Here is a 12,188-nt window from a genome sequence, read left to right as displayed (position 1 = left end):
TACGCTCCGAGCATTCCCATCGGGGAATGACGGAGCGCGGACTGGGCGGATCGGTCTTGCAGGACCGTCATCCACCGTAACGAGGTTCGGGGAGGAACCCAAACTCGCGCTGGGTTTATGACCCTGATCAGGTACTCTTCGAGGTCAGTCGTCGTCCGCGGCCGCGAGCGCGGTGCAGTTCGCGCAGAGACCGAACACGTCGACGACGTGCGCCGCCTGGGTGAATCCGTGCTCGGCGGCGACGCCCTTGGCCCAGGCCTCGACCTCGGTGGCCTCGATCTCGACCGTGAGTCCGCAGTTGCGGCAGATCAGGTGATGGTGGTGCCCGGTCGTCGAGCAGGCCCGGTAGAGTGCCTCGCCCTCGGGCGACTGCAGCGAATCGGCCTCGCCGCTCGAGGCCAGGTCGCCGAGGGCGCGGTAGACGGTCGCCAGCCCGATCGGCGAACCGCTCGCGTGCAGCGCCGAGTGCAGTGCCTGTGCGCTGATGAAGCCCTCGGTCGTGTCGAGCGCCTCTCGCACGGCCTCGCGCTGCCAGGTGTTGCGTTTCATCATGCGATCCGTGCGCCCTCCGCGGTCTCGACGGGGATGTCGGCCCGTCTCAACGGTAGCGCGCGCAGCTTGGAGATCCCCAGTGCGAGCAGGAAGAACGCGGTCGCCGCGAGCGCGATCGCCGGCCCCGCCGCGATCGCGAACACCCGCGACGCGAGCACGCCGATGACGCCCGACGCCGCGCCGATGACCGGGGCCGCGAACAGCACGCCGCGGAAGGTCGTCACCATGAGCTTCGCCGCCGCAGCGGGTGCGGCGATGAGGGCGATCGCGAGGATCGCTCCGACCGCCGGCAACGAGCTCACGACCGACGCGGCGGTGAGCGCCAGCACGACGAGTTCGATCGGCCATTCGCGGTACCCCATCGCACGGAAACCGGCCGGGTCGAAGGTCGAGAGGGCGATCTCCTTGCCGATCAGGGCGACGACGGCGATCGCGACGAGCGCGACGCATGCCGCCAGCAGAATATCAGCGTCGCTCACCGTGAGGATCGAGCCGACGAGCAGGCTCTCCGCGCGCACCGGCAGCCCCGGGATGAGCGACTGGAGCAGTGCCCCGGCGGCGAAGCCGCCCGTGAGCACGATGCCCGCGGCGACCTGGGCGCCCTGACGTCGCACGCGCGCGATGCCCGCCATGACGACGACGAGCACGACCGACGCGACGGCGGCACCGGCCGGCACGCTCACGCCGAGCGCTGCCGCCGCGACGGCACCCGGGTACGTCCCATGCGTGAGGGCCTGGGCGAAGAAGGTGCGCTTGCGCAGCACGACGAGCGCGCCGACGAACCCGGCGCCGACGCCGATCACGATGGCCGCGAGGAGCGCGCGTTCGAAGTAGCCCATCAGCGCCCCTCCCCCGACAGCGTCGGTACCGGTGGTCGAGGAGCGCCCGACGAAGGAGGACGCGTATCGAGACCCCTCCCCCGGCGAACCCCACGTCCACGCGCCCACTGCCCCAGACCGAACGCCCCGAGCACGATCGCGTACCCGACGACGAAGACGCCGACGACCGTGGATCCGGCCGGCACGTCGACGCCGGCCCCGACCGAGATGGCGAAACCGGTCGCGAGCCCGAGCCACGCGGCGACCGCCGCGAAGCCCGCCGCTACGGGGAACAGCCACCACAGCCGCCTCGTCACGAGGCGCGCGACCGCGCCGGGCACGATCAGCAGCGCGAGCACGAGCAGCGTGCCGACCGTGCTCGCGGCTGCCACGACGACGAGCGCGATCGACGCGTTGAGCACGAGGTCGAGCACGAGCGCCGAGTCGCCCGCGGCGCGGCTGCCACGGGCGTCGAACGCCCGGAACAGCTGTTGCTTGAGCGTGAGCCCGACCGCGACGAGTGCGACGAGGCTCACGGCGACGAGCGGCAGCACCTGATCGGGCGGGATCGTGAGCACCCGGCCGAACAGCAGCGCCTCGAGCTCGCCCGCGTAGTCGTCGCTCTTCGAGACGACGATCACGCCGATGCTGAACGCGGCGGTGAGCACGATCGCGATCGCGGCATCGGACGTGATGCCGGCCCGGTCCAGCCAGGTGAGGGCGGCCGCACCCGCGAGCGCGGCGATCGCCGCTCCGGGGACGAGTCCGCTCGTGCCGCCGATCGCGAGTCCGATCGCGAGGCCCGGGAACACCGCGTGGGTCAGCCCGTCGCTGATGAACTCGAGGCCGCGCAGGTTGACGAGCACCCCCACGACACCGGCCACGACCGCGAGCACGAGCATGACCGCGAGCGCTCGGGCCATGAACGGGATCGTGAACGCCGAGAACAGCGCGTCGACCGCGGTCACCGCCGGCCCCTCCCCCGCGCCTTGTATTCCACTCTGGGCATCAATGCCCCTCGTGGCCGGGGACGACGAGCGTGTGCTCGTCGATCTCGACCTCCACGCCCTCGAAGCACTCCTGCACGTTGCCGAGCGTGAGCACCTCGTCGACGGGGCCGTGCGCGAGCTGCGTGCCGTTGACGAACAGCACGGTGTCGCAGACAAGGCGTGCGAGCTCGAGATCGTGGGTCGACACGAGCACGGCGACGCCGTCGGCCTTGAGCTGCCTGAGCGTGTCGACGAGCGCGTCGCGATTCACCTGGTCGAGTCCGTTGAACGGCTCGTCGAGCAGCAGCAGCGCCGGTTCGGAGGCGAGCGCGCGGGCCAGCAGTCCGCGCTGCCGCTGTCCGCCGGAGAGCTCGCCGAAGGGGCGTTTCGCGAGCGACTCGAGGCCGACCCGCTCGAGCGCGTGCGCGACGGCCGCCCGGTCTGCGCGGCCGGGCCAACGGAAGAGCCCCAGCCCGCGGTACCTGCCCTGCATGACGACCTGCTCGACGTTGATCGGGAAGTCCGCGTCGAGGTCGGCCGACTGCGGCAGGAACGCGACTATGCCGTTTCGGGAATGCGAAGGCCGCTCGGGCGCCTCGACACCGCCGAGCTCGAGGGTGCCCGCGGTGCGCGGTACCAGTCCGAGGATGCCCTTGAGCAGCGTCGACTTGCCCGCACCGTTCGGCCCGATGAGCGCGAGCGCCTCTCCGCGCCCGATCTCGACGTCGAGTCCGGTGATGCCCGCACCGCCGGGATACGTGAACGCGGCGCCGGTGAGCCGCAGCACGGAGGAGTCGGTCATGCCCGCCATGCGGTCATCCTGCCAGTACGGCGGGGAGCGGGGAAGGCTCGACGCCCCACGACTCCAGGATCAGCCGGGCGTTGTGCACCTGGCTGCCCACGTACGTCTCGCCGTCGGTGCCGACGGCGCCCAGCGAGTCGCCGTAGAGCGCGTCGGGCCCGGAGTAGACCTTCGCACCGGACTCGGCGCCGATCGTCTCCGCCGCCTTCGGCGAGATCGACGCCTCGGAGAACACCGCCTGCACGCCCGTGTCCCTGATCTTCGCGACGAGTTCGTCGATCTCGGCCGCGCTCGGCTCGGCATTGTCGTCGAAGCTCGGGATGATGCTGCCGACGAAGGTGATGTCGTACGCGTCGACGAAGTAGGTGAACGCGTCGTGGTTCGTCACGAGCAGCCGATCGGCGACCGGCACGCGGTCGACGTTCTCGCCGATCCAGTCGTCGAGCGCGTGGAGCTGTTCGAGGTACGCGGTCTCGTTCGCCTCGACCGCGGCGGTGTCGACACCCGGCACCTCGGCCAGCCCGTGCGCGATGTTCTCCACCATGTGCTCGGCCAGCTCGGGATCGGTCCAGATGTGGGGATTGCCCTCACCGTGGGCGTGGTCGTCGTGGGCAGCCTCGGACTCGCCCTCGTGCTCGTGCTCGTGGCCGTCGCCCGAGTCCTCCGCCTCGTCGGCGTGGTCGCCGTGATCGTGGTCGTCGGTGCCGAACAGCTCGATGCCGGTGCTCGCGTCGACGAGCACGCCGTCGAACCCCGAGGCTGCGATCGCATCGTCGAGCCAGCTCTCGAGACCCGCGCCGTTGACGACGAGCGCGTCGGCATCGCTGAGGGCGAGCAGCTGCGCCGCCGAGGGATCGAATCCGTGCGCACTCTGCCCGGGGGAGAGCAACTGGGTCACGGCCACCTCGTCGCCCACGAGCTCGCGCGTGAAGTCGCCAACCTGGGTCGTGGTCGCGACGATCTGCGGCTCGTCGGCACTCGAACCGGATGCCCCGGGGCCGGCGCAACCGGCGAGCACGAGCGCCCCGGTGGCGGCCACCATGACGGCGGCAGCGGCTGACGATCGGCGGGGTCGGGGGAGTGGGCTCATGGTCCGACCCTACGCGTTATTGATAATGATTGTCAAAACCACGAGCGGCTGGCCCGGCCCCGGCTGCACGGGCCGATGTCGCGCGACCCGCGTTCGACGATGCGGCATCGTCACTTGTGGACAATCCGTGGCGTCTGTCGGCGGCTCATGGGAGAGTGAAGTACGTGCACCCGACGACGACGCCCCCGCTCACCCTGCTTCCGTTCACCGTCGCCGACGCAGAGCGCGTGCTCGCCGGCACCGTCGACCCGCACGACGGGTGGGAGGGCGGGTACGCCTTCACCGACGAGCCCGAACTGCTCGCCGACTACGTGCGCGCGGCCCGCGAGAACGGCGACCCCGCGCCGTTCGGCCCCTACCTCGTGCATCGCGGCGAAGACGGCCCGGCGATCGGGGGAGTGAACCTGTTCGGCCCGCCCGACGCCGACGGCGCCATCGACTTCGTATTCGGCCTCGTGCCGGCGGTCCGCGGCCAGGGCCTCGCGCAGCAGACCGTCGAGGCCGCCGTCGAGCTCGCGCGGTCGGTCGGGGCCCGAGTCCTGCGTGCAGGCGCCGAGATCTCGAACCTGCCCGCCCGTCGTACCCTCGAGCGCGTCGGCTTCGCCGAAGCCGGGCGCGAGGCCGACGAGATCACCTACCAGCTCCGCCTGTAGCGGCCCTACTCGAGCAGGAGCGCCGGCTCCTCGATGATCGAGGCGACGTCGGCGACGAACCGCGACACCACATCACCGTCGACGACCCGGTGGTCGAACGACCCGCCGATCGTCGTCACGAAGCGCGGGCGCACCTCGCCGTCGACGACCCACGGCTTCTGCTTGATCGTGCCGAGCGCCACGATGCCGACCTCGCCCGGGTTCAGGATCGGGGTGCCGGTGTCCATGCCGAACACGCCGATGTTCGTGATCGTGATCGTGCCGCCCTGCATCTCGGCCGGCTGCGTCTTGCCCTCGCGGGCGGTCAGCGTCAGCTGCTCGAGCGCGGTCGCGAGCTCGACCATCGACATGTCCTGCGCGTTCTTGACGTTCGGCACGATGAGCCCGCGCGGCGTCGCGGCGGCGATGCCGAGGTTCACGTAGTGCTTGACGATGATCTCGTCGTCGGTCCACTGCGCGTTGACGGTCGGGTTGCGGCGCACGGCCCAGAGCATCGCCTTTGCCATGATCAGCAGGGGCGAGATCTTGATGCCCGCATAGTCGGGGGAGGCCTTGAGGCGCTTGAGGTACTCCATGGTGCGGGTGGCGTCGACGTCGACGAAGACCGACACATGCGGGGCCGAGTAGGCGCTCTGCACCATCGCGTTCGCGATCGCCTTGCGCACGCCCTTCACGGGGATGCGGGTCTCGCGGTCGGACGGCGCCTCGGGCGTCTGGATGTTGCGGAAGACACTCGCCTGGCTCGCCTCGCGAATGACGTCGTCACGCGTGATGTCGCCGATCGGCCCGGTCGGCGCGACCCGCGAGAGGTCGACGCCGAGGTCCTTCGCGAGCTTGCGGATCGGCGGCTTCGCGATCACGGGCACATGCGGCTCGGGCCGCGCCTCGACCCGCGCGGCAGATGCTGCGGCGGGCGCCGCTGCAGCCGCCGACGTGGCGGGTGCCGCGACAGCGGGGGCGGGCGCCGGGGGAGTCGGCACGGGAGCGGCGAGCTTCTCGTGCGCACCGCCAGGGGCAGGATGCCGACGGCGGCGCGTCGCGGTCGGACCCGACGACCCGTGGCCGACGAGCACGGCTCCGCCGCCCTCCTCGGCGGGGGACGCGGCTGGCGGGGCGGCCGGTGCGGCAGCGGGAGCGGTGTCCGCGACGCCGGTCGCGCCCGCCTCGGGCGCAGCGGCGGGCGCCTGGCCCGCGGCATCCGTGTTGATCACGAGGATGGGGGTGCCGACGTCGACGGTCGCGCCCTCCTCGACGAGGAGTTCGGAGACGACGCCCTCGAACGCGCTCGGCAGTTCGACGAGCGACTTGGCCGTCTCGATCTCGACGAACACCTGGTCGAGCGAGATGCGGTCGCCGGGCGCGACGCGCCACTGCACGATCTCGGCCTCGGTGAGGCCCTCGCCGACGTCGGGAAGGGGGAATCGGATCTCGCTCATCTGTCTTACCCTCGCAGTCGAGTCATGCCGGTGTCGTCATACGTTCCGCGGGTCAGTACGCCAGGGCGCGATCCACGGCTTCGAGCACCCGGTCGGGGCTCGGGAGGTACTCGGTCTCGAGCGCGGCGGGCGGGAACGGCGTGTCGAAGCCCGAGACCCGCAGCACGGGCGCCTCGAGCGAGTAGAACGCCCGCTCGGCGACGGTCGCCGCGACCTCGGAGCCGACCGACACGTTGCCGTACGCCTCCTGGGCGACGACGAGCCGGCCCGTGCGGTGCACGGAGTCGAGCAGGGGCCCGTAGTCGATGGGGGAGAGCGAGCGCAGGTCGACGACCTCGAGGCTCGTGCCCTCCTCGGCGGCGATATCGGCCGCCTGCAGGAGGGTCGAGACCATCGCGCCGTGACCGACGACCGTGACGTCGGTGCCCTGGCGCACGACGCGGCTCGCGTGCAGCGGCAGGCCCGAGTGGTCGAGGTCGACGGGGCCCTTCGGCCAGTAGCGGCTCTTCGGCTCGAGGAACAGCACGGGGTCGCGCGACTCGATCGACTCGCGGATCATCCAGTAGGCGTCGTGCGGGCTCGACGGGCTCACGACGCGCAGACCGGGCGTGTGCGCGAAGTACGCCTCGGGGCTCTCCTGGTGGTGCTCGATCGAGCCGATGTGGCCGCCGTAGGGCACGCGGATGACGATCGGCATCGAGACCCGGCCCTCGTGCCGCAGCGTCTGGCGCGCCAGCTGCGTCGTGATCTGGTCGAACGCGGGGAAGATGAAGCCGTCGAACTGGATCTCGCAGACGGGCCGGTAGCCGCGCATCGCGAGGCCGATCGCGGTGCCGACGATGCCCGACTCGGCGAGCGGGGTGTCGACCACGCGCTTGTCGCCGAACTCGGCCGAGAGCCCCTCGGTGACGCGGAACACGCCGCCGAGCGGGCCGATGTCCTCGCCCATGAGCAGCACCTTCTCGTCCGCGCGCAGCGCGTCGGCGAGACCGGCGTTGATCGCCTTCGCCATCGACATGGTGTGCACGCCGCGGACGGCGTCGGCGGGCGCTGCCGCCTCGGTCGAGGCATCCGAGTCGGATGCCGCAGCCGTCGTCTCGCTCACGCGAACCTCCGATTCCTGGGCCTGTCGGCGGGCGTCGATGCCGGTCACGCCTCGCCTCCTTCGAACGAGGTCTCGAACGCGTCGAGCCACGCGAGCTGCTCGGTCATGAGCGGGTGCGGCTCGCTGTAGACGTGGGCGAAGATCGTCTCACGCGTCGGCGCCTCGAGCTCGAGCGTGCGGCGTCGCACATCGGCCGAGAGGTCGGCGGCCTCCTGCTCGACCTCGTCGAAGAACGCGGCCGAGGCGCCCCGGCTCTCGAGCCAGGTGCGGTAGCGGATGATCGGGTCGCGCTCGGCCCAGTACGCCACCTCGTCGTCGGTGCGGTACTTCGTCGGGTCGTCGGCGGTGGTGTGCGCGCCCATGCGGTACGTGAGCGCCTCGATGAAGCTCGGGCCCTCACCGGCGCGTGCCTCTTCGAGCGACTGGCGGGTGACCGCGTAGCTCACGAGCACGTCGTTGCCGTCGATGCGCACGCTCGGCATGCCGAACCCGGCGCCGCGCAGCGACAGGGGAGTGCGCGACTGCCGGGCGACGGGCACCGAGATCGCCCACTGGTTGTTCTGCACGAAGAAGACCTGGGGCGTCTGGTAGCTCGCGGCGAAGACGAGCGCCTCGCTCGCGTCGCCCTGCGAGGTCGAGCCGTCGCCGTAGTAGACGAGCACGGCCGCGTCGCTCTCGGGGTCGCCCGTGGCGGTCGCCCCGTCGAACTGCAGGCCCATCGCATAGCCCGTCGCGTGCAGCGTCTGCGAGGCGAGCACGAGCGTGTAGAGGTGGAAGTTGCCGCTCTCCTCGGGGTTCCAGCCGCCCTGGGTGACGCCGCGCAGGAGCGCGAGGATGCCGACGGGGTCGAGCCCGCGGATCATGCCGACGATGTGCTCGCGGTACGAGGGGAAGAGGTGGTCCTGCGGGCGGGCGGCGTGAGCCGACCCGACCTGTGCGGCCTCCTGCCCGTGGCTCGGCACCCACAGGGCGAGCTGGCCCTGCCGCTGCAGGTTCGCGCCCGTGAGGTCGAGGCGGCGCGAGACCGCCATGTCGCGGTAGAACCGCTGCAGGGTCGCGTCGTCGAGCGCCTCGACGAGCGGCAGGTACGGCTCGGCCTCGGGGGTCGGCTGCAACCGGCCCTCGGGGGTTAGGAGCTGGACCGTCGGCGCGGTGAAATCTCTCTCGCGGGCTGCCACCGTTCCACGGTACCCGTTAGGCGCGGTGCCCTTCTTGTGACGTCGGTACAAGCTCGCTGAGAATCGTGAGGAGGGTTTCGACAGACTCCTCCTCGCCGATCGAGACCCGGATGCCGTCGCCGACGAACGCGCGGGTCACGAGCCCGGCGTCGAACAGGCGCTCGGCGACCTCGGTCGTCGCGTCGCCGGTCGGCAGCCACACGAAGTTGCCCTGCGCCTGCGGGATCGGCCAGCCCTGCGCGATGAGCGCGGCGCGAACGCCGTCGCGGCGCGCGGCGATCACGCCGACGCGGGCGAGCAGTTCGGCCTCGGCCTCGGGTTCGAGCGACGCGATCGCCGCGGCCGACGAGGCGGCGGTCACGCTCAGGGGGATCACGGTCGCGCGGGCCGCGTCGAGGATCGGCGTGGGGCCGACCGCGTATCCGACGCGGAGACCGGCCAGGCCGTAGGCCTTCGAGAACGTGCGCAGGATGACGAGGTTCGGGTACCGGCCGAGCAGGGTGCGCCCGTCGACGGCCTCACCGACCGATGCGGATGCCTCGTCGGCGTCGCCCCCGCGGTCGACGAACTCGATGTACGCCTCGTCGAGCAGCACGAGCAGGTCGGCGGGCACCTTGGCCATGAACGCCTCGAACTCGTCGGCCGTGACGACGACGCCCGTCGGGTTGTTCGGGGAGCAGACGATCGCGACCCGGGTGCGGTCGTTGATCGCGGCGGCCATCGCGTCGAGGTCGTGGCCGTGGTCGGGGCGGTTGGGCACGGGCACGCTCGTCGCACCCGACACCGTGACGAGGCCCGGGTACGCCTCGAACGACCGCCACGAGTAGACGACCTCGTCGCCCGGCGCCGCGGCGGCCTGGATGAAGGCGGCGAGGAGGGCCACCGATCCGGCGCCGACGAGCACCTCGTCGGGGGTCACCCCGAATCGCTCGCCGAGTCGTTCACGAAGGGCAAGCGCCGTGGCATCGGGGTATCGGTTGACCGTCGCACCGGTCGCGGCGATCGCCTGCGCGACCGACGGCAGGGGATCGAAGGGGTTCTCGTTGCTCGACAGCTTGAAGCCGTCGGCCGGGGCCGGACGGCCCTGGCGGTACGGGGGGAGGGCTGCGATCTCGGGGCGCAGGCGAACCCCTGCGCGCGAAAGCTCCGGTGCGGTCACGCGTTCCACCGTACCGCTTCGCCCGTCTCGCCTCCTCGCCCGATCAAGCCCTTCGCCGGCCGCGCGGGGTCTGACAGAGTGGAGGCATGCGCTTCCTCGTCAAGGTCATCGTCATCGCCCTCGCGCTGTGGCTGACGACGCTCATCGTCTCGGGCGTGAACGTGGTGCCGTACGACGACACCGAGCTCGCCACCGTGCTCACCTACCTGCTCGTCGCCCTCATCTTCGGGCTCGTCAACGCGATCGTGGGCACCTTCATCCGGGTCGTCGCCTTCCCGATCTACGTGATCACGCTCGGGCTCATCTCGTTCATCGTGAACGGCCTGCTGCTGCTCATCGTCGACTGGATCAGCGACCTCATGGGCTTCGGGCTCGTGGTCGACAGCTTCTGGTGGGGCGTGCTCGGGGCGCTCGTGCTCGGCCTCATCAGCTGGCTCATCGGGCTCGTCGTGCGCCCGTCCCGCGACTGATCACGCCCGCTCGCGTCATTCGCGCCGCGCGATCCACTCGCTCACCGCGCCCTCGCCGCCGCCCGTGAACGCGAGCAGCTCGCGGAACTCGGCGAGGCGCGCGTCGTCGGACTCGTCCATGAGCGCCGCCGTCTGCTGGTAGCGCTCGAGCGCGTGCGCCGGGAGCGTCTCGTCGTCGTACGACCGACCCGGCTCGAGCGCGTCGCGGGAGACGATGGTGCGGTCGGGGGAGTCGTGCCCCGTCCCGCCGAGCGCGGGCACGAGGTCTTCGGTGTGTGCGACGACGATGTTGGGCACGCCGGGACGCGTGGGAGCCGAGTCGTTGGGGCCGCCGAGGTCGAGGGCCCCGATCGCGCCGAGGTCGGGGTCGGCCGCGAGCTTCGCCCCGATGATGCCGCCGCCCGAGTGCCCCGCCACCAGCACGGGGTCGCCCGGTGCGACCCCCGCGGCGGCCATCGCCTCGCGTACCGCACGCTCGCCCGCACCGGATGCCGCGCCCGCCCGTCGCAATGCGTCGATCGGCGAGTCGTCGGCGATGCCGTGGATGTTGTTCACCATGTCGAACGGCTGCTCGCCGGCGACGACCGCGAGATCGACCGTGCCGCTGACGTAGACGACCCAACGCGGGTCGCCGGGTTCGCCGTAGCGTTCGATGCGGATCTGCGGTCCGTCGCCCCCGGGAACGCGCGCAGCGAGGTCGCCGAAGCCGGCCGGTGCGCGCACGGTGCGTTCGGGACCCTCGGCGGGGTGACCGCTCGGTGCCCGACCGTCGCCCGCCCGATCGGCGCGCTCGGCGCGATGCACTCTGACGGGGCCGTCGACGAGCGCCGGCGAACGCAGCAGGGCGGCGAGTGCCAGCAGCAGCGAGGCACTCTCGGGCGCGCCGATACGGGGGCCGACGGCCGCCGCGAGGACGCCGCCGCCGGGCACGGGCAGGGCCCCGAGGGCGAGCTCGTCGACCGAGTCGACGGCGGCCCGTACGGCGCGGACGAAGATCGGATCGGACAGCAGGCCGCGATTCGCCGAGAGCCACTCGTTCAACGGTGTCGTGCCGAACACGTGATCAGCCGCTGCGTTCGCGCCTGCGGCGAGCGCTGCACCCGTCGCGAGCACGACGCCGGCCGGCGAGAAGACGAGCCGCCCGAGCGCGAACCCGACGAGTCCGCCGCCGATGCGCCACGCTCCCTCGACGAACTGCTCCGCGAGGCCGTACCGCTCCGCGCTCGCGACGAGGGCACCGCGCAGTTCGTCGCCCTCGGAGCGGCACCCGGCGAGCGCGTGCCCGACCAGTCTCGTCGCGGAGGCCGGGCGCGGCGCCGACCAGAACGAGCCGCGATCGACGCCGAGCGCGTCGAGCTCCGCGGCGAGCGCGGCCGTCTCGTTCGACGCCGCATCGAGCGCGGCGGCAGCGGCGCCGAGACGCGCGGCGTCGGCGAAGAGCTCATCGGTCGCGACGGCGGTCGACCCGCCGCCCGAGATCGTGATCGTCTCGCTCATGCTGCATGCCGCTGCTCGTCGGCGACGCGCAGCATGCGCCCCTGTTCGGCATGGTCGGCGACGCGAGCCGCCTCGGCCGCGGCGAGCGCGGCGCGCTCCTCCGCCTCGAACTCGGCGATGAGGTCGCCCAACCGCCGGATGCACTCGTCGAGCTCGGCCGCAGCGTCGTCGAGGCGGCCGATCGTCGCCAGCACCTCGGCCCGGAGCGCGTGCACGCGTGCCGCGTAACGGTCGGCCGCCTGCGAGCGCCACGAGCCGCCGTCGGGCGGCAGCATCGCCGCCGCGTGCCCGATCGCGGTGCGCAGCGGCGCGAACCGCCCGCGCAGCGCCACAGCCCGATCGAGCTCGTCGCGGGTGGTCGCGCCGCCCGTGAGCGCCGCGATCAGTCGTTGGTCCGAAGCATCCATGTCGGCCAGCCTGCCGCCGCGCCGCCGGCGTG

Annotated in this window: 13 protein-coding genes; 2 read left to right on the top strand and 11 right to left on the bottom strand. The window is 72.0% G+C overall.

Features of this window, described 5'->3' with window-relative positions; all coding sequences use genetic code 11:
• Positions 1-144 precede the first annotated feature (144 nt).
• From MUN74_RS09185 to MUN74_RS09165, 5 genes are read right to left on the bottom strand one after another with little or no spacing between them, the layout of a single operon-like run.
• On the bottom strand, positions 145-552 hold the full coding sequence (locus MUN74_RS09185; RefSeq protein ID WP_244856168.1) for a Fur family transcriptional regulator: 408 nt from the start codon (positions 550-552) through the stop codon (positions 145-147).
• Positions 549-1,391 (bottom strand): metal ABC transporter permease, encoded by an 843-nt coding sequence (locus MUN74_RS09180; protein ID WP_244856167.1) that lies wholly within the window; start codon positions 1,389-1,391, stop codon positions 549-551. The genes MUN74_RS09185 and MUN74_RS09180 overlap by 4 nt, the downstream gene beginning before the upstream one ends.
• Complete coding sequence (locus tag MUN74_RS09175) at positions 1,391-2,338, bottom strand: metal ABC transporter permease (RefSeq protein ID WP_244856166.1); 948 nt, start codon at positions 2,336-2,338, stop codon at positions 1,391-1,393. Before MUN74_RS09175 ends, MUN74_RS09180 begins: the two co-directional genes overlap by 1 nt.
• A gap of 40 nt (positions 2,339-2,378) precedes the next feature.
• Complete coding sequence (locus MUN74_RS09170) at positions 2,379-3,170, bottom strand: metal ABC transporter ATP-binding protein (protein WP_244856165.1); 792 nt, start codon at positions 3,168-3,170, stop codon at positions 2,379-2,381.
• Between the two features lie 4 nt (positions 3,171-3,174).
• Complete coding sequence (locus MUN74_RS09165) at positions 3,175-4,251, bottom strand: metal ABC transporter substrate-binding protein (protein ID WP_244856164.1); 1,077 nt, start codon at positions 4,249-4,251, stop codon at positions 3,175-3,177.
• 164 nt (positions 4,252-4,415) lie between these two features.
• On the opposite strand from MUN74_RS09165, the gene MUN74_RS09160 reads away from it, so the two are divergent.
• Entirely contained in the window at positions 4,416-4,904 is a 489-nt protein-coding gene (locus tag MUN74_RS09160) for a GNAT family N-acetyltransferase (protein ID WP_244856163.1), read from the top strand.
• Between the two features lie 5 nt (positions 4,905-4,909).
• On the opposite strand, the gene MUN74_RS09155 is transcribed toward MUN74_RS09160, so the two are convergent.
• From MUN74_RS09155 to MUN74_RS09140, 4 genes are all read right to left on the bottom strand, one after another.
• Complete coding sequence (locus MUN74_RS09155) at positions 4,910-6,340, bottom strand: dihydrolipoamide acetyltransferase family protein (RefSeq protein WP_244856162.1); 1,431 nt, start codon at positions 6,338-6,340, stop codon at positions 4,910-4,912.
• Positions 6,341-6,392: 52 nt separating this feature from the next.
• On the bottom strand, positions 6,393-7,358 hold the full coding sequence (locus tag MUN74_RS09150; RefSeq protein ID WP_244856407.1) for an alpha-ketoacid dehydrogenase subunit beta: 966 nt from the start codon (positions 7,356-7,358) through the stop codon (positions 6,393-6,395).
• A gap of 131 nt (positions 7,359-7,489) precedes the next feature.
• Positions 7,490-8,623 carry a thiamine pyrophosphate-dependent dehydrogenase E1 component subunit alpha gene (locus tag MUN74_RS09145; protein ID WP_244856161.1) on the bottom strand — a complete coding sequence of 378 codons (1,134 nt, stop codon included), beginning with the start codon at positions 8,621-8,623 and terminating at the stop codon, positions 7,490-7,492.
• A gap of 16 nt (positions 8,624-8,639) precedes the next feature.
• Entirely contained in the window at positions 8,640-9,782 is a 1,143-nt protein-coding gene (locus tag MUN74_RS09140) for a histidinol-phosphate transaminase (RefSeq protein ID WP_244856160.1), read from the bottom strand.
• Positions 9,783-9,868: 86 nt separating this feature from the next.
• On the opposite strand from MUN74_RS09140, the gene MUN74_RS09135 reads away from it, so the two are divergent.
• The gene (locus MUN74_RS09135) at positions 9,869-10,252 is read left to right on the top strand and encodes a phage holin family protein (protein ID WP_244856159.1); all 384 of its coding nucleotides are present in this window, start codon (positions 9,869-9,871) and stop codon (positions 10,250-10,252) included.
• Between the two features lie 15 nt (positions 10,253-10,267).
• Here the strand turns inward: MUN74_RS09135 and MUN74_RS09130 are convergent, their stop codons facing one another.
• Both MUN74_RS09130 and MUN74_RS09125 read right to left on the bottom strand, forming a co-directional pair.
• The gene (locus tag MUN74_RS09130) at positions 10,268-11,749 is read right to left on the bottom strand and encodes a hypothetical protein (RefSeq protein WP_244856158.1); all 1,482 of its coding nucleotides are present in this window, start codon (positions 11,747-11,749) and stop codon (positions 10,268-10,270) included.
• The gene (locus tag MUN74_RS09125; RefSeq protein ID WP_244856157.1) at positions 11,746-12,156 is read right to left on the bottom strand and encodes a hypothetical protein; all 411 of its coding nucleotides are present in this window, start codon (positions 12,154-12,156) and stop codon (positions 11,746-11,748) included. The genes MUN74_RS09130 and MUN74_RS09125 overlap by 4 nt, the downstream gene beginning before the upstream one ends.
• Between the last annotated feature and the right edge of the window lie 32 nt (positions 12,157-12,188).

This window comes from Agromyces sp. H17E-10 (genome assembly GCF_022919715.1).
Taxonomy (GTDB): domain Bacteria; phylum Actinomycetota; class Actinomycetes; order Actinomycetales; family Microbacteriaceae; genus Agromyces.
This window is presented reverse-complemented; position numbering and strand designations above follow the sequence as displayed.